Raw genomic sequence first — 17,511 nt, forward strand, 5'->3', positions numbered from 1 at the left:
TGCGAGAATTCCGCCCCATGACCGCCGCCCAAACCATGACCGATTCCATCACCCTTGTCCGCCCCGACGACTGGCATCTGCACCTGCGCGACGGCGCTGCGCTGACCACCACCGTGGCCCATGCCGCCGCACAGTTCGGGCGGGCCATCGTCATGCCCAACCTGCGCCCGCCGGTCACCACCGCGCAGCTGGCCGGCGAGTATCGCCAACGCATCCTGGCAGCACTGCCCGCCGGAGCCGCTTTCGAGCCGCTGATGACGCTCTACCTGACCGACCGCCTGCCGCCCGCCGAGATCGAACGCGCCGTTGCCGCCGGAGTCAAGGCGCTCAAGCTCTACCCAGCCGGCGCCACCACCAACAGCGACGCCGGCGTGACCGACATCCGCAATGCCTATCCCACGCTCGAAGCCATGCAGAAGCACGGCATGCCGCTGCTCGTGCACGGCGAGATCACCGACCCGTCCACCGACCTGTTCGACCGCGAGGCGCTGTTCATCGACCAGAAGCTGATTCCCCTGCGCAAGGACTTCCCCGAACTGAAGATCGTGATGGAACACATCACCACCCGGGAAGGCGCTTATTACGTGCGTGACGCCGGCAAATTCACGGCCGCCACCATTACGCCGCATCACCTGCTGTTCAACCGCAATGCGCTGTTCATCGGCGGCATCCGCCCGCACTATTACTGCCTGCCGGTGCTGAAGCGCGAAGTGCACCGCGCCGCGCTGGTCGAGGTTGCCACCGGTGGCAGCGACCGGTTCTTCCTTGGCACCGACAGCGCACCGCATGCAGCGCAATTAAAGGAACACGCGGTCGGTTGCGCCGGCTGTTACGTGGCCCATGCAGCCATCGAGCTGTATGCCGAAGCCTTCGACCGTGCCGGCGCGCTGGACAGGCTCGAAGCCTTCGCCAGCCTCAACGGGTCGGCCTTCTACGGGATGTCGCCCAACACCGACCGCATCACGCTGCGCCGCCAGGCCTGGACGGTGCCGGAAAGCTATCCCTTCGGCGACGCACAGGTGAAGCCCCTGGGCGCCGGCGAATCGCTGGCCTGGTCCATCGCCCGCGATTGATCACGGCGACCGCGCTCGACTGGTCGGCGCCCTGGTTCGGGCCATGGCGCGAGCCGGGCGAAGCGGCCTGGGCCGATGTGGTGCGTGGCGCGGCAGTGTTCGCGGCGCTCAACGACCGGACGGCCGCTCCGCGTTTCGTGGCCGCCGATGCGCTGCCGGCCAGCACGCCCTATGAAAGTTTTGTCCGCGATACGGCTGCGGTACCGACGCGCGACAACCTGCACGACTTCCTCAACGGCATCGTCTGGTGCCTGTACCCGCGCACCAAAAGCCTGCTGAACCAGTGGCAGGCCGAGGCCATCGCCCGTGACGGCGTGCAGGGCCGGCGCGGCCCGCTGCGTGATGCCATCACGCTTTTCGACGAGAACGGTCTGGTGTTCAGTGCGCCGGAGTTGCTGCAGTCCGCACTGCAGGCGCGTGACTGGCACGGGCTGTTCGTCACACACCGTGCCTTGTGGCCGCAGGCTCGCATCTGGTTGTTCGGCCATGCGCTGGTCGAGAAACTGGTGGCCCCGCGCAAGGACATCACCGCCCATGTGTTGTGTGCTCCGCCGGGGCTGTCCGATACCGCGCAGGCCGATGGCTGGCTGGCCGAAACGCTGAACGTGCCGATGCTGTCGGCCAAGCCGTTCGCCCCCCTGCCGGTGATGGGTGTCCCGGGCTGGTGCACCGACAGCGAAGATCCCGGTTTCTATGCCGACCGGACGGTCTTCCGCCCGGCAAGGCGCTGAACTTTTGCCCCTATCATCGCTCTCACACCCGCCCTCGCAGGGCAGCATAAAAACAAACGACTCCAGCGAATCTGCGAAACGGCGCGACTTGAAGATCGCGGCACCGGTCGCATCTGCAGCGCGCAGGGTTTTTTCGATTTCCCTACGGAGCCTCCATGAAACGTGTCTTTCTTTTTGTCCTGACCAACCTCGCCATCGTGGTGGTGCTGGGCATCGTCGCCAGCGTGCTCGGCGTCAACCGGTTCCTCACCGCCAACGGCCTCAACCTCACGGCACTGCTGGGCTTCGCGCTCATCATGGGTTTCGGCGGCGCGTTCATCTCGCTGCTCATCAGCAAACCCATGGCCAAGTGGTCATCGGGTGTACAGGTCATCACCGCGCCGCGTTCGCCGGATGAAGCCTGGCTGCTGCAAACCGTCCAGAAGCTGGCGACCAAGGCCGGCATCGGCATGCCCGAAGTCGGCGTTTTCGAGGGCGAACCCAACGCCTTCGCCACCGGCGCATTCAAGAACTCCGCCCTGGTGGCGGTTTCCACCGGCCTGCTGCAGGGCATGACCCGCGACGAGGTCGAGGCCGTGCTCGGCCACGAGGTCGCCCACATCGCCAACGGCGACATGGTGACCATGGCCCTGATCCAGGGTGTGATGAACACCTTCGTGGTGTTCCTCTCGCGGGTCATCGGTTATGCGGTCGACAGCTTCCTGCGCAAGAACGACGAAGAACGCTCGGGCCCCGGCATCGGTTATTACGCCACCACCATCGTGCTCGACATCGTGCTGGGTTTCGCTGCGGCCATCGTCGTCGCCTGGTTCTCGCGCCAGCGTGAATTCCGTGCCGATGCCGGCGCGGCCCGCCTGATGGGCCGTCGCCAGCCGATGGTCGCCGCCCTGCAGCGCCTGGGCGGCATGACCCCCGGCGAACTGCCGAAGAACATCGAGGCCATGGGCATCACCGGCGCCATGGGCAAGCTGTTCGCCACCCACCCGCCGCTGGAAGAGCGTATAGCCGCACTGCAATCCGCACAGGGTTGAACCGAAGACACCGCGTTCGACAAGCTGGACGCGGATTCGGATCCGGCCACGACCCCGTGGCGGGGTAGCCCAGACTGGCATGGTTCGCTGCGATTCCGGTGGCGACGCTTCCAGATTGGACGATCCATGCAGCTTTCTCCCCTCGCACAGCCACCGCAGCAAGCACGGCCCCTGCATCCGTTGACGGATGTACGGCGCAATGGCGAACCCCACCCGCGGGACGCCGATCTTCGGCTCACACGCGACAACAGCCGCGCGCTGCCTTCCGGACAGGTGGCGCCGGACGGGCAAGGCCGGCTCCAGGTTTCGGCCGACATCCAGGAGTTGCTCGGCCTGGGCGACCGTTTCGTCGATCTGAACGCCTCGGGAACCGAGGAAGACGAGAGCGACGACGGAGCCGGTGGGGACACCATTTTCGGGTCCCGGATTCGTATCCGGCGTGCCGACGCCGTGGCGGCTGCCACGACGGCCGCCGTCACTTCCACCACGGCCGTTCCGGTTTCCGCCATCGACACAGCCCGCCAGCGGTATCTCGCCCATACGACCTTCCAGCTGCTGCAGGAACTCACCCAGCGGGCCATCGGTCATGGTCCGAGCGACCCCGGCGAGCTGTCGGGCCTGCACGTCGCACCGGAAACGCGACGACTTGGCGCGATGGTCCGCGCGCTGCAGAACCAGCCGGGCCGCGAGGCCGACGCGCTGCGTCTGCTCAACACGGCCATGTCGCTCAACAATTTCTTCATCGAATACCGCACGCTGATCGCCCACCTGCGCACGCGCCGGCCTAATCCTAGGCCGGTGCTGCAGGATTACGCCGCCGAACTGGCCCGCGAGCCGCTTCGGTATGCGCTGCAGGCTCCCATCGGCCCGGACGGCCTGCGCCAGTACGACGCGGCGCATTACGCCCAGTCGATGGCCGCACTGCGCCAGCCGGGCCACGTCCATGAGGCCGCGCTCCATGCGCGGCTGGTCGAGTTCCGGCGTTTCAGCAGCCTGCCGGTGCCCGAGATGCTGGAAGAGGCTGCCCAGCGCGCCATCGGGCGCGGGCCGGCCGACGCCCGTCCGCAGCCCGACATGGCCATGTCGCCGGAATCGCACCGCCTCAACGAGATGGTGCGCATCCTGAAAATGACGCCCAACCGCAAGGCCGACGCCGTTTTGCTGCGCCATGCCGGGCGATTGCTGCGGGAGTTCTTCATCGATTTCCGCTGGCTGATGCAGACCCTCAGAACCCGGCGGCCCGACCTGGAGCCGGTGCTGGACGACTGGAGCGTCGAGATGGCGCGTGGTCCGGTGCAGAACGCGCTAGCCGTGCCGGGGGTCCAAAACCCGGATTTCGTGGTGGACGAACGCACCGCCTGGAACCTCGGAGCATCGGTCAGGCGACCGCTGCCTTTCCACGTCGAGACCCTCGACCGGCGGATGGGCGCCTACCGCGAAAAGCAGTTCCTGGAAGGTTTTCCGGCGTTTTTCGAGCGGATGTCGCGCCCCCGCCAGGCGGGCGGTTTCACGGCCGACCGCATCGTGGGTGCCAACAGCGACGAGAGCGGGGAAAAGGTGCAGAACCTGCTGAAGGGCGACATCGTGTTTTCCAGCACCGAGGCAGAACTGGCCGCCAACCTGCGCCATGTGCCGGCCGGTGTCATGGGCAGAGTCGATGTATCGCGCTTCTACACCATGGCCGGCGGCGGCATCGTGACGCACAACGGGGCGAAGTATCCGTCGCGGGGCGTCAATACCATCCAGGATGTCTGGTGGCAGTCGCCGGACGGCATATCGACCCGGGTGTTCGTCACCGACCGCATGGGCATCCACAGCTACAGCATCGACGACGGGCTGAGCTGGCACCCGACCGGCGCGCCTACCTCGCCGGCGCTGGACGCCCAGCGGGCCGACCACTGGGCCGCCTTCCTGGGTCAGCGCCGTCTCAAGGCCTTGGCGGCACCCGCCGCCCGGAACGACGAGCCGCCTAGCGCGGGCGGTGCATCCTGAACAGGTTGTCCGGCGTGATGCTGAAGTAATCCGCCGGCCCGCCGCCGCGCAGGATCGGCTCGCCGGCAGCGGTGTCGTACACGCCGTCGTTGAGCAGGCGGCGGTCGATGTGCACACCGACCACCTGGCCCAGCACCAGCCAGGCTCCGACTTCATGGCCTTCGGTGTTCTGCAGCGGCACCAACTGGGTCAGGCGGCATTCGAAGTTGACCGGGCTTTCAAGCACGCGCGGCGCCTTCACAATGCGTGATGCGACCGGCGTCAGGCCGGACAGCCCGAACTCGTCCACTTCGTGCGCCACGGCGGCGCAACTGGTGTTCATCTGCTCGGCCAGCGGGCGTGTCGCCAGGTTCCAGACGAACTCCCGGGTCTCGGCGATGTTGCGCACGCTGTCCTTCCAGCCGATGCTGGAGAAACCGATGATCGGCGGTGTGTAGTTGAAGCCGTTGAAGAAGCTGTACGGCGCCAGGTTGTGCCGGCCGTCGCCGTCACGGGTCGATACCCAGCCGATGGGGCGCGGCCCGACGATGGCGTTGAACGGATCGTGCGGCAGGCCGTGGCCCGCTGCAGGTTCATAGAAATGACTGTCGTCCTGCGCCATGACGGTTGCTCCGGTAATCAAAGGGTTGCGGTTTTGTCTGCGATCGATTGCGCCAGCGCCTCGGCCACCTTGATGCCGTCCACGCCGGCCGACAGGATGCCGCCGGCATAACTGGCGCCTTCGCCGGCCGGGTAGAGGCCACTCAGGTTCAGGCTCTGGTAGTCGTCGCCGCGGGTGATCTTCACGGGCGACGAGGTTCGGGTCTCGACGCCGGTCAGCACGGCATCGTGGCGGTTGAAGCCGGGGATCTTGCGGCCGAAAGCAGGAAAGGCCTCGCGCATGGCTTCTATGGCATAGCCCGGAAGCGCCTGATGCAGGTCGCCCAGCAAGACGCCGGGTTTGTAGCTCGGCTCCACCTCGCCGAGCTGTGTGGAAGGCGTGCCGGCCACGAAGTCGCCGACCAGTTGGCCGGGTGCGTGGTAGTTGCTGCCGCCCAGCAGGTAGGCGTTGGATTCGAGCCGGCGCTGCATCTCGATGCCGGCCAGCGGATGCGGCTTGCCCTGTGTTTCTTCAGGCAGGTCGAGGTGCCGGTAGTCGGTCGGGAAGTCGCTCGGGTCGATGCCCACCACGATGCCCGCGTTGGCGTTGCGTTCGTTGCGCGAATACTGGCTCATGCCGTTGGTGACCACACGGCCCACCTCGCTGGTGGCGGCCACCACGGTGCCGCCCGGGCACATGCAGAAGCTGTACACCGCCCGGCCGTTGCTGGCGTGGTGCACCAGCTTGTAGTCGGCCGCCCCCAGCATCGGATGGCCGGCATGGCGACCCCAGCGTGCGCGGTCGATCACGCCTTGCGGATGCTCCACCCGGAAGCCGATGGAAAAGGGCTTGGCCTCGATATGCACGCCACGCCGCCACAGCATGGTGAAGGTGTCGCGTGCGCTGTGCCCGAGCGCCAGCACCACGTGGTCGGCACGCATTTCATGGCTGATGCCGGTGGCCTGGTCGAGCACGGTCAGGCCGCGCAGCTGCCGGCCCTTGGGGCCGCCGTCCTCGATGTGCAGGTCGGTCACCTTGTGTTCGAAACGGATCTCGCCGCCCATCGCAACGATCTGCGCGCGGATGTTCTCGACCACCTTCACCAGCTTGAAGGTGCCGATGTGCGGACGGGCGTCGACCAGGATCTCGGGTGGTGCGCCGGCGGCGACGAATTCGTTCATCACCTTGCGGCCGAGGTGGCGCGGATCCTTGATCTGGCTATAGAGCTTGCCGTCGGAAAAGGTGCCGGCGCCGCCTTCGCCGAACTGCACGTTGGACTCGGGCAGCAGTTCCTGGCGGCGCCACAGGCCCCAGGTGTCCTGGGTGCGCTGGCGCACGCTGCGGCCGCGTTCCAGCACGATGGGCTTCAGGCCCAGTTGCGCCAGCACCAGCGCGGCGAAGATCCCGCAGGGGCCGAAACCGATCACCACCGGCCGCACCGCTGCGTCGAAGGGCGCAGCGGCAGGCGGATACCAGGCCATGTCGGGCGATGGGCCGACATGCGGGTCGGTTTCGTGTTGCTGTAGGAGGCCCGCCACGGTGGCCGGGTCGGCCATCGTGGCATCGACGATGTACACCGCGCGCAGATCCTGCTTGCGGGCGTCGAAGCTGCGTTTGTGGATGTGCAGCCGGGCGATGGCGCCGGGCGCGACGCCCAGGGCGGCGGCGGCTGCGTCGTGCAGGGTGGCCGCGTCGTGGTCGAGCGGCAGCTTGATTTCTGAAATTCGGATCATGTCGTGGGGCCCGTGTTTATCGGGCGGCTCCGATGATAAATCGGCCGGGCATAATGCGCCCCGTGAAGCACGCTGGACCGCCGCTGGTGCTGGCCCGAAAGGGGTGACGATTCGTCGTCACGTGGAAACACCGCACTGGAGGAACGTCCGGACTGCACAGGGTGGCGCAGGAGTTAACGACTCTCCACCGCGAGGTGAGGATCAGAGCAACAGAGACGAGTCGGGGCGATCACGGAGCATTTTGGGTTTCACCCGAAACGCTTCGCGCTCCGGGTGAAACGGGCAATCTCTGCGCGCAGCAATACCAAGTAGGTCAACGTCGAGGCGACCCGCCGAGTTGACGGGTAGGTAGCACCGAGCCGCGGGAGCGATCCCCGGCCCAGATTAATGGCGGTCACACCGCCGATTCCGCAAGGTTTCGGTGGCGCACAGAATCCGGCTTACAGGCGAGCTTCACACCAATTTTCAAACACGCTCGTGAGGGGTCAGAAAACGCCACTCCCCGGGCTGCAGGCCGGCCAAACTGATGCGGCCGATCCGGATGCGTTTCATGCCCATGATCCGCAAACCTTCGCCTTCCACCATCTGTGCGATGCGTCCGGGCCAGTGGCCTTTGGTTGCAAAACGCAGGCCGGTGATGCCTTCGCTCTGGCGGTTGATGCTCACCTTGGCCGGCAGCATGGCGCGGCCGTCGATCACCGGCGCGCGGTTCAGGCGGTGCAGGCGCTCTTCCGTCACGTCGCCGGCCACATCCACCATGACTTCGTGTTCGATCACACCCGCGTCTTCGGTCAGCTTGCGGCGCACCTTGAAGTCCTGGCTATAGATCACCAGGCCGGTGGCGGCGGGCTCGAGCTCGGTCATGCATTCCTGCTGGAAATGCTGGCGTGCCGGGCGGATGCCGCTCTGGTCGGCACTCGACTGGTTGCGCGGCGCCACCAGCTGCATGGCGGGTTTGCGGCCGTCGGCCCAGGTTTCGAAGCCGGCGGGTTTGTACAGCACGATGGTGACGTCGGCGATGGGCTCGGCCACCGCCTTTTCATCCAGCGTGACCTTCTCGTTGAATACCTTTGCGCCCGGCACGTCGACCACCTGGCCGTTCACCCGCACCCAGCCGCCTTCGATGAAAAGCTCGGCTTCGCGGCGTGAGCAGCCGGCCAGATCCGCGACGATCTTGGAGAGGCGGGTGGGTTCGTTCGGGGCGTTGGCGGGCATCAGGAAAAGCAGTCGGGCAAAGCGGCAGTTTAGTTGCCCAGCAGACGGCGCAGCCGATCGACGTGCGCGGTGAGCGAACGCGCCGCAATCGGCCACACGGCGGGCGGCACATCCGAGTAGGCGTGTCGCACCCAGTCCTCGGTAGTGCCGTCGGGCAGTGCCAGCATGGCGGCTGCCACCTTGGCTTCACGCGCCAGGCGGTGGGCTTTCAGCCGGCCGATGGCGCCGACCGCGTCTCCCAGCACATGGCCGTGGGCCGGCAGGATGTATTCGATGCCTTCCTGGCGGCAGGCGTCGGCCAGGCGGTCGAGCGAATGCAGGTAGTCGTCCATGTCGCCGTCGGGCGGGCTGACGATGGTGGTGCTGCCGTTCAATACGTGATCGCCGCTGAACAGCAGCGCGTCTTCTTGCAGCACCAGGCACAGATGGTTGGCGGCGTGGCCGGGGGTGTGCATGGCCCGCAGCGTATGGACCTCCGCTCCATCCGTCGACGCCAGCACCAGGCGCTCGCCGTCGTGCAGCGCGCGGTCGGGCGTGAAACGGCTGTCGGGCCTCGCGGTGGCTGCCGAAGGCATTCCGAGGATGGGTGGCGAAGGCTTGCACATGGCCTGCAGAGGCAGCGCGCCCGGCGAATGGTCGGGGTGCGAATGGGTGCAGACGATGAAACGGATGTCACCCGCCGCCGCATCGAACAGGCGCTGCAGATGGGCCGTGTCGTCCGGGCCCGGGTCGATCACCAGGTAACCCGTGGCCGCGCTGCCGACCAGGTAGCTGTTGGTGCCCGGGCCGGTCATCACGCCGCCATTGGCTGCCGTCAGCCGCTGCAGGTTCTTCAGCAACGGCACGGCGACGTCGTGGCGCCAGGTGAGTTCATGCGCCAACTGGCCGTCGGGTGTCACCAGCCCCAGTTCGCCATAGGCCGGCTCGATGTCGGTCACCCGGCATTCCTGGCCATTCAGCAGTCCGCCGCGCGGTGAATAGCTCCAGAGTGGGGCTTCGACGCCGTCGCGCGCGCCACAGGCATCGAGCGCGCTGCGAGTGTCGGCATAACGCTGCAGATGCTCCAGGGTGCGAATGGTCGGGAACATCATCGGCAGGCTGCTTTGTCGGTGGCGCTGCAAGGCGTCGACCGGACGCAGCCATACCGGCTCGAACTGCTCGGTTTCATCGGCGACCGGCTCCTGCCCCTGGGGCATGCGCGCCACCAGGAAGGCGGTGTCGAAACGCTTCGGCGTGCCGGGGCTGGTGATCCAGTGGGCGAGGGGCCAGGCCTGGTCGCAGGCCAGGGTGAGCCCGAGTGCGGCGCACTGCGGCAGCAGGGGCTGATGGCGGTCAAGCCGCGCGATGTCGATTGCATCGGCGGGCCGGCCGTCGGCATGGCGGGCCAGCAGGATGCCGAGTTCCTCGAAACTCTCGCGCAGCGCGGCGATCGCCTGGGTCAGGGCTTCGTCGGGCTGGGTGGCCCGACGTTCGGCCTGGGAGTGGGCCCGGTGATCGGCGGGATCGACAGCACCGCCGGGAAACACATGCACGCCCGGGCCGAAACGCGCGGTGGCCGAGCGGCGGGTCATCAGCACTTCGAGGCCGGCCGGCGTGTCGCGCAGCAGCAGCAGGGTGGCCGCGGGGCGGGGCGTGACGGGCGTCTGGGCGGGGTGGATCAGTTGACTGGGGCGGACCATGCGCCGATTGTGCGTTTGGCCGTGGCGACCCGCATCGGGGCAGACCTGAACATCTGGTGGCGTTCTCCGGCCCGGGCTGTTGCAGACTCCGGCCCTGCCGCCGCTTGGGCGGCATCGAAAGAGTCTCCCATGCTGCGTCAATCCCTTTTCGTTCTATCCGCCGCCCTGCTGGCGACGGCTGCCCATGCCGAGACCATCGGCGAGGTCGATACCGTCTTCAAGCTGATCGGCCCCGACCATAAGATCGTCGTGGACGCCTACGACGACCCGAAGGTGCAGGGCGTGACCTGTTATGTGTCGCGCGCCAAGACCGGCGGCATCAAGGGCGCGGTGGGCCTGGCCGAGGACAAGGCCGAGGCCGCCATCGCCTGCCGCCAGACCGGCCCGATCGGTTTCGTCGCGGGCAAACCCCTGCCGCAGCAGGAAGAGATGTTCAACGAGCGCATCTCGCTGGTCTTCAAGAAGCTGCGGGTGGTGCGCATGGTCGATCGCAAACGCAACACGCTGGTCTACCTGAGCTATTCGGACCGTGTGATCGAGGGCTCACCGCAGAACAGCGTGACGGCGGTGCCGGTGAGTACGCCCATCCCCGCGAAGTAAGGAAGTTCAGCCCCTGGCGCGGCACGGCGCAAGGGCGTCGAGTGCCGGCTTGTAGGTCGGGGTGGTGACGTCCATCACTCCCAGCACCGACGGGTACAGGTTGTCGTGGGTCAGGGCCTCGTTGCGGCGTTTCTCCAGGCAGCCGAGGTCGGTATGGCCGCGCGCGGCGAGTTGCGGATCCATCCACAGCACCATCGGCACGTGTTTCTGGACTTCGGGCGCGAAGGCGTAGGGGACACCATGCAGGTACATGCCGTATTCGCCGAGCGATTCGCCGTGGTCAGACACATACAGCATGCCCGGCGCATAACGTTCGCGGCGCGCCTTCAGCCAGTCGATGGTCGCGGCCAGGAAGCGGTCGGTCTCGGCGATGGAGTTGTCGTAGACGTTGATCAGCGCTTGGTGGTCGCATTGCGCAAGCGCCTGGGTGGCGCACTCGGGTGCGAAGCGTTTGGTGTCCGGGGCCGAACGGCGCCAGTAGGCCGGACCGTGGCTGCCCATCATGTGCATCACCACCACCACGCCCCGTGCGCGGCGTTCGGCGGGCAGGCTGGCGATGCGTTCGTCCAGGCCGGCCAGCATCACGCGGTCCAGGCATTCACCGTCGGAGCACAAGGTGCGTGCCGCTTCGGCAGCCGGCGCGAAGGCGGTTTCGGTCGACTGATTGGGAATGCGCGCACAGACGCCCTTGCAACCCGCCTGGTTGTCCAGCCACAGGATCGCCAGGCCGGAGGCCTGCAGCACGTCGGTCAGGTTCTCGGTTTCGGCCTTGCGGCTTTCCCAGCCGACCTTGCCCAGCGGCGAGAACATGCAGGGCACCGAATGCAGGGTGTTGGTGCCGCAGGAATGGACGTCGGTGAAACTGATCACGCCACGTTGCGCCAGGGCAGGCGTGGTGTCGCGGGCATAACCGTTCAGTCCGAAATGGTCGGCACGGGCGGTTTCGCCCACCACCACCAGAAACAGTGGCGGCCGCGAGGCATTGGCCGCCAGCGCGTAGCTCGGGCCGAGCGCGGCTCCAGCGGTCATGGTGACCAGCGGACCCATGCGGTGCTTGCGCCAGGGTTTGGTCACCGCCGACAAGGTCGAGATGACCGGCGCCACCGGGTTGACGTTGAAACGCAGGTCGAGGTGGTTGCGCAGCAGCGGCGCCAGTTCGCGATACATGCCGAGCGTGGCGCCGGCGGTAAGCGCCAGCAGCAACACCGAAAACAGAAGGTTGCGCCAGATGGCGGCCCAGGCCCGCTGTGGTTTCAGCTGCAGCCGGAACAGCCAGACGGCCGGCGGCCCGGCCACCAGCAGCAGTTGGCCGACCAGGTTCAGGCCGATCAGGTCGCGTGCCTCGGTGGCGTTGGTCTGCATCACGTTGGCGACCATGCCGGGGTCGACCACAATGCCGTAGGCCATCATGAAATGCTGCACGCTTCCGGCGACCAGCAGCAGCACCAGCATGGCCGGTTTGAACACCCGGTGGCCGGCGAAGAATGAAAAAAGCGTGGCGGTGGCGCCATACACCATGAAGGCGATGGCGATGGCCAGCACCAGGGGGCGCCTGCCCATCTCGCCTTCACCCGACAGCTTGTGCAGGGCGCTCCAAAGGGACAGGTTGCCGACCAGCGTCACCCAGAGCGCAACGACCAGCGAGGCCAGGCGCGGCGGCAGGGGTTGGTCGAACCAGCCGGTCCGAACGGGGTGGGTGGTGACTCGGGGCAGCAGCCGCACGGCGGCCGGTGGAGAGGATGCGAGCGGAAGATCGGACATTGGCCCGCCAAGTTAGCGACAGGCGGTGAAAAGAACCTGAACCGTTCGTTCATAAAACGTTCATGTTTTCCTCCGCCGGACCGCGCCCTAAACTGAGGCCTTCCATGCTTTCGACTGACCTTCGCCATGCGCATCCTGCTCGTTGAAGACGATCTTCCGCTGGCTGCCGCTGTCTGCGGTTACCTGCGCGCCAAGTCCTTCGTGGTCGACGAGGCACCCAGCCTCCACGCGGCCCGTGCGGCGCTGGCCGGCGCGCGTTACGCGGCGGTGCTGCTCGACCTGCACCTGGGCGACGGCGACGGCCTGTCGCTGATGCCCGCGCTGCGAGCCCTGACAGACCGCCCGGCCGTGATCGTGCTGACGGCACGTGACCAGGTCAGCGACCGCATCCGCGGACTGGATGCGGGCGCCGACGACTATCTGGTCAAGCCCTACGACCCCGGTGAACTGCTGGCCCGCCTGCGCGCCATCGAGCGCCGCCGCGGCGCTGGCGGCGACACTTCGGTGGTGGTGCTGGGCACGCTCGAGATCGACCTGTCGCGCGACCTGGTGCGCAGCCGCGGGGCGCCGATCACCCTGACATCGAAGGAGTGGGCGCTGCTGCGGGTGATGGCCAGCCGGCCCGACCGCATCCACACCCGCGAGAGCCTGCAGGATGCGCTGTACGGTTTCGACAGCGAGACCGACAGCAACACGCTCGAAGTGTTCATCAGCCGCCTGCGCCGCAAGCTCGGGCGAGACCATATCCAGACGCTGCGGGGCCTGGGCTACCGGCTCTCGTATTCGCCCGACGAACCGGCCGCCCCATGAAGATCAGCGTTCGACCGGGCACGCTGGCACAGCGGCTCACCCGTACCCTGCTGCTGTGCGTGGCCTCCGTCTGGGTGGCCTGCCTGGGCGGCGCGGTGGCCTTCGTGCACTACGAGATCAACCGCAATTTCGACAACGAGCTCGAGGAAAGCGCGCTGCGACTGCTGGACGTGGTGACCCACGACCTGGATGTCGCCGGCATGCCTCCGCCGGGCGCGCCGCCCATCCTCGAGCCTCCGCCGCAGGCCAGCGGCGACACGCTCATCTTTCGCCTGATCGACGAGAGCGGCCGGGTGCTGCTGCTGCCGCGCGAGATGCCAGGTGAACATTTCTTCGACCTGGTGCCGCGCACCCGCGGTTTCTTCAACACCTCGGGCTGGCGGGTTTTCACCGCCCACCATCCGCAACGCGGCTTGCTGCTGCAACTGGCCGACCCGCGCTCCGAGCGGCGGCTGGCGGTGCGGCGGGTGCTGGTGGGCCTGGCGCTGCCCATGCTGGCGGTGATGGGGGTGCTGGCGGTGTTGCTGGGCACGGTGGCGCGGGGCGAGCTCAAGGTGCTTCGGCTGCTCGAATCCGAGATCGCGCGGCGCGGCGGCGACGACTTGCGGCCGCTGGTGGTCGACGGCATGCCGCGCGAACTGCAGTCTGTCGGGGAACACGTCAACCGGCTGCTCGACCGGTTGTCCGATGCGCTCGATGTGGAGCGCGCCCTGTCCGCAAACGCCGCACACGAACTGCGCACGCCGCTGGCGGCGGCGCGGCTGCGGCTGCAGACCGCACTGGAAGGATCGCTTGCCCGTGCCGACGTCGAGGCCGCTCTGGCGTCGCTCAACGTGCTGTCGCAACGAACCGAAAAGCTGCTGCAGCTGTCGCGTGCCGAATCCGCCGCCATCCTGAGCCACCAGCCGATCGATCTCGGCTGGCTGGCCGGCACCATCGCGGAAGAATTCTGGCAAGGCCCGGCACAGCAAAAGCGCCTGGTGCTGGTGCTGCCCGACAGCCCGGAGCCCATGCCGCGCGGCATGGGCGATGTCGACGGCCTGGCCATCGCCCTGCGCAACCTGGTGGAAAACGCGCTGCGCTACAGCGACGGACGAGTGGAGTTGCGGGTGGAGTCGCCGGCCCGGCTGGTGGTGCGCGACTACGGTCCGGGGGTGCCGCCGGCACGCCTCGAATCCATGCGGACCCGTCATGTCCGCGACGCCGCGCAGCCCACCGGCTACGGGCTGGGTCTGTCCATCGTCGGCACCATCGTCGAACGCCAGCGCGGCGAGCTCGAACTGCTCTCGCCGCCGCCCTCGGGCGGCTCCGGTGTCGAGGCCCGCATTCTCCTGGCGACCGCCTGATCAGCTGCAGATGCGGTAACGGCCGCGGTCCAGGTGGAAATGGTCGCGGTGGGCCGCGTCATAGGCCGGGCCCAGCACCGCCGAAAAGAAAGGGCAGGCGCTTTTCCCGGCATCCAGCAGGAACAGCGCCGCGGCCGATTTTGCTTGGCCATCGGCTTGCCAGTCCTTCAACACCGAGATGCGCCGGCCGTCTGCCAGGCGGAAGCCGGCCACGTCGAGTGCATTTGCGCGCGCATGTTCGCTGCGCCGTCCGGCGCCGCTGCCGGCAATGTCGCGGCAGGCGTAGCTGCCCAGGTGGTCGATGGCAAGCACCGGGCTGCCCAGCCGCGCCTGTGCCGCGGGTTGCAGGCCATGGCGTTCCCAGAGCGTCAGCGCGACGACCGCCGGGCAGGCCAGCGGAGCGTTGCCGGACAGGCGCACACCGCCGAACGCCGACAGCCGCGTTGCGCCCTGCCAGCCGCAGCCGGTCGGGTCGTCGCGGTCTGCCAGTGGCACGTTGCGTACACCCGCGGCATCCAGCCACGTCAGGCAGGCTTCAGGCGGCTGGCCGGCCAGGCGCATCAACTTGAACCGGGTCAAGGCGTTCGGCGCCTCGGCCAGGTCCAGCGGGGCCCAGGGGTTGAAGCGTGTCGGCACCAGGAGCCGGCCACTCCACAGGCCCCACGCCGCGGCGCCGGCCATGACGAGCATCAGCAGGACGCCGAGTCGACGCGAGGTGAACATCAGATGGCCAACGGATCGACGTCGATCGCCCAGCGGATGACGCCCTTGTGTTCGGGGCGGCTGCGGGCCGTGTGCAGCTGCGGCTGCCAGGCGGCGAGGAAACGCTGCAAGGCGGCGCGGCTGCTGCTTTCGACCAGCATCTGCGCCCGTTCGACATTGGCGACACGCTGCAGCGACATCGGCACCGCATCGAAGCTCACCACGGTGCCGTCGGCTTCCAACCCCGCATCGATGGCGGCCGTGCGCGCGGCACGCAGAAAGCCCTGCGCGATTTCCTGGGTGCGCGCTTCGGCTCGCACCAGGGCTTGGGCAGCCCAGGGCGGCAGGCCGGCGCTGCGACGCTCGTCGATCTGCTCGGCGGCAAAGGCGGGGTAGTCGTGGCGGCGCAGCGTGGCGAACAGCGGATGGGTGGGGTGGAAGGTCTGCACCCACATCTCGCTGGCGGAGCCGTGCGCGGCATCGCGGCCAGCCCGTCCGCCGGCCTGCATCAGCAGGGCGAACAGCCGCTCGGGCGCGCGGAAGTCTGCCGAAAACAGCGCGCCGTCGGGGTTGATGGCGGCCACCAGCGTCACCTGGCGGAAGTCGTGGCCCTTGGCGATCATCTGGGTGCCCACCAGCACATCCACATCGCCCGCATGCACTTGCGCCAGCTGGGTTTCGAGGGCGCCGCGCAGTCGGGTGGTGTCGGCGTCGATGCGGGCGATGCGCACCGGCGAGCCGTCGGGCCTCAAGGTGTCCGCCAGTCGTTCGGCCAGCAGTTCCTCCAGGCGCTCGGTGCCCCGGCCGACCGGTGCGATGTCGAGGTTGCCGCATGCCGGGCAGGCACGCGGCACCGACTGGGTGTATCCGCAGTGGTGGCAGCGCAGTGTCCGGTCCACCTTGTGGAACACCCGGAACGCGCTGCAGTGCGGGCATTCGCTCTTCCAGCCGCAGTCGTTGCAGGCCAGCACCGGTGCGTAGCCGCGCCGGTTGAGCAATATCAGCGCCTGTTCGCCACGTGCGATGCGTTCACGGATGGCCTGCAGCAGAACCGGCGCGAAGACGGTGCCGCGCTGCTGGTGTTCCATGTTGACCAGCCGCACGGTGGGCAGGGCGCCTGCGCCTACCCGCTGGGGCATGTCGAGCCGTCGGTAGCGGCCGCCGGGGTCGTCCTGCGTGGCGGGCCTGCTCAGGTACCAGCTTTCGAGCGAAGGTGTGGCCGACCCCAGGATCACCCGCACCCCTTCGTGATGGCCGCGCCATACCGCCAGATCGCGTGCCGAATAACGGGCGCCTTCCTGCTGCTTGTAGCTGGGGTCGTGTTCTTCATCGACCACGATGAGGCCCAGGTGCGGCATCGACGCGAACACCGCCATGCGGGTGCCGAGCACGATGCGCGCCTGGCCCGCATGCGCCGCCAGCCAGCTCTTCAGGCGCTGCGGGTTGGTCATTCCGCTGTGCAGGGACACTACGGCCGATTCGCCGAAGCGGGCACGGAAACGGGCTTCCAACTGGGGCGTGAGGTTGATCTCCGGAACCATCACGAGCGCCTGCGCCCGGTCATCGCGTTGCAGCAGCGACTGCACGCAGCGCAGGTAGACCTCGGTCTTGCCGCTGCCGGTGGCGCCGAACAGCAGGAAGGCGCCATTGGTCGGGCCCGTTTCGATCCTGTCGAGTGCGGCAGCCTGTTCGGGCGTGGGTTCGGGCATGGCGACGTCGGAGGGAACCGCGGCATCGACCAAGGTCGATTTGCGCGCCAGGCGCCGTTCCAGCTGGCCGGTGTCCAGCCCCCGCAGTTGCGGCGGCAAGGCTGCCAGCGCCACCTCGCCTGCGCCGCGCTGGTAATAACGCGCGGCAAAACCAACCAGCGCCCGCCAGTGGGCACCCAGAACCGGCAGTCCTTCGAACGCGGCCGCAATCGACTTCAGCTCGACGCCGTCGGCCGGCGCCTCGGCCGCGCCGTCCCAGACGACACCCATCACCTCGCGGCTGCCGAGCGGCACACGAACCAGGGTTCCGGCCGGCAGAAGTCGGTCGAAACGGTAGCTCAGCACCCCCGCCATGGCGCTGTGGGCGGGGGTTTGAACGAGCACGGGAACGAGATGAGTCGCGGGAAGAGTCACAAGAAAAGTCACGAAAAGCTGCAAGCAGATATTCGATCTGGCAGCGTTTTTTGGTTGGGTGCTGTCGATCTGTGGATAACTTTGTTGACAGACGCCAGCAAGTATCGTTGCTTTTTCAGACGGCCCTGGCCCAAA

General features: G+C 67.6%; 14 protein-coding genes and 1 other RNA gene. 8 read left to right on the plus strand and 7 right to left on the minus strand.

Going from position 1 to position 17,511, the window contains the following annotated elements; all coding sequences use genetic code 11:
- The first annotated feature begins 35 nt into the window (after window positions 1-35).
- The 4 genes from pyrC (at window position 36) to AC3ANW_RS03300 (ending at window position 4,827) form a co-directional block, all read left to right on the plus strand.
- Window positions 36-1,073, plus strand: a complete 1,038-nt coding sequence (gene pyrC / locus AC3ANW_RS03285) for a dihydroorotase (RefSeq protein WP_488345343.1) — start codon at window positions 36-38, stop codon at window positions 1,071-1,073.
- Window positions 1,070-1,804 (plus strand): DUF3025 domain-containing protein, encoded by a 735-nt coding sequence (locus AC3ANW_RS03290; RefSeq protein WP_488343779.1) that lies wholly within the window; start codon window positions 1,070-1,072, stop codon window positions 1,802-1,804. Before pyrC ends, AC3ANW_RS03290 begins: the two co-directional genes overlap by 4 nt.
- A 155-nt stretch (window positions 1,805-1,959) precedes the next feature.
- Complete coding sequence (gene htpX, locus AC3ANW_RS03295) at window positions 1,960-2,835, plus strand: protease HtpX (protein WP_488343780.1); 876 nt, start codon at window positions 1,960-1,962, stop codon at window positions 2,833-2,835.
- A gap of 126 nt (window positions 2,836-2,961) precedes the next feature.
- Window positions 2,962-4,827: a hypothetical protein gene (locus AC3ANW_RS03300; protein WP_488343781.1), complete on the plus strand. Its 1,866-nt coding sequence runs from the start codon at window positions 2,962-2,964 to the stop codon at window positions 4,825-4,827.
- Here AC3ANW_RS03300 and AC3ANW_RS03305 read toward each other — a convergent pair.
- Together AC3ANW_RS03305 and AC3ANW_RS03310 are read right to left on the minus strand one after the other, a co-directional pair.
- A complete protein-coding gene (locus AC3ANW_RS03305; protein WP_488343782.1) occupies window positions 4,805-5,428 on the minus strand; it encodes a flavin reductase family protein in 624 nt (207 codons plus the stop codon). The genes AC3ANW_RS03300 and AC3ANW_RS03305 overlap by 23 nt on opposite strands.
- A 17-nt stretch (window positions 5,429-5,445) precedes the next feature.
- On the minus strand, window positions 5,446-7,140 hold the full coding sequence (locus AC3ANW_RS03310) for an NAD(P)/FAD-dependent oxidoreductase (protein WP_488343783.1): 1,695 nt from the start codon (window positions 7,138-7,140) through the stop codon (window positions 5,446-5,448).
- Window positions 7,141-7,204: 64 nt separating this feature from the next.
- Here AC3ANW_RS03310 and rnpB point away from each other — a divergent pair.
- Window positions 7,205-7,599: RNase P RNA component class A (gene rnpB, locus AC3ANW_RS03315), an RNA gene on the plus strand.
- Window positions 7,600-7,605: 6 nt separating this feature from the next.
- Here rnpB and AC3ANW_RS03320 read toward each other — a convergent pair.
- Both AC3ANW_RS03320 and AC3ANW_RS03325 read right to left on the minus strand, forming a co-directional pair.
- The gene (locus AC3ANW_RS03320) at window positions 7,606-8,355 is read right to left on the minus strand and encodes an RNA pseudouridine synthase (protein ID WP_488343784.1); all 750 of its coding nucleotides are present in this window, start codon (window positions 8,353-8,355) and stop codon (window positions 7,606-7,608) included.
- A gap of 29 nt (window positions 8,356-8,384) precedes the next feature.
- Window positions 8,385-10,034 (minus strand): MBL fold metallo-hydrolase, encoded by a 1,650-nt coding sequence (locus AC3ANW_RS03325; protein ID WP_488343785.1) that lies wholly within the window; start codon window positions 10,032-10,034, stop codon window positions 8,385-8,387.
- Between the two features lie 129 nt (window positions 10,035-10,163).
- Here AC3ANW_RS03325 and AC3ANW_RS03330 point away from each other — a divergent pair, with 129 nt between their 5' ends.
- Window positions 10,164-10,634, plus strand: a complete 471-nt coding sequence (locus AC3ANW_RS03330) for a CreA family protein (protein ID WP_488343786.1) — start codon at window positions 10,164-10,166, stop codon at window positions 10,632-10,634.
- Window positions 10,635-10,640: 6 nt separating this feature from the next.
- Here the strand turns inward: AC3ANW_RS03330 and AC3ANW_RS03335 are convergent, their stop codons facing one another.
- The gene (locus tag AC3ANW_RS03335) at window positions 10,641-12,395 is read right to left on the minus strand and encodes a phosphoethanolamine transferase (protein ID WP_488343787.1); all 1,755 of its coding nucleotides are present in this window, start codon (window positions 12,393-12,395) and stop codon (window positions 10,641-10,643) included.
- Between the two features lie 126 nt (window positions 12,396-12,521).
- Here AC3ANW_RS03335 and AC3ANW_RS03340 point away from each other — a divergent pair, with 126 nt between their 5' ends.
- Window positions 12,522-13,205: a response regulator gene (locus AC3ANW_RS03340; RefSeq protein ID WP_488343788.1), complete on the plus strand. Its 684-nt coding sequence runs from the start codon at window positions 12,522-12,524 to the stop codon at window positions 13,203-13,205.
- A complete protein-coding gene (locus AC3ANW_RS03345) occupies window positions 13,202-14,551 on the plus strand; it encodes a sensor histidine kinase (protein WP_488343789.1) in 1,350 nt (449 codons plus the stop codon). Before AC3ANW_RS03340 ends, AC3ANW_RS03345 begins: the two co-directional genes overlap by 4 nt.
- On the opposite strand, the gene AC3ANW_RS03350 is transcribed toward AC3ANW_RS03345, so the two are convergent.
- Window positions 14,552-15,274 (minus strand): extensin-like domain-containing protein, encoded by a 723-nt coding sequence (locus AC3ANW_RS03350; protein WP_488343790.1) that lies wholly within the window; start codon window positions 15,272-15,274, stop codon window positions 14,552-14,554.
- Window positions 15,274-17,316, minus strand: coding sequence for a replication restart helicase PriA (gene priA, locus AC3ANW_RS03355; protein ID WP_488345344.1), 2,043 nt, complete (start codon window positions 17,314-17,316; stop codon window positions 15,274-15,276). Before priA ends, AC3ANW_RS03350 begins: the two co-directional genes overlap by 1 nt.
- Between the last annotated feature and the right edge of the window lie 195 nt (window positions 17,317-17,511).

Source organism: Xylophilus sp. PBN-3R (assembly GCF_057747805.1).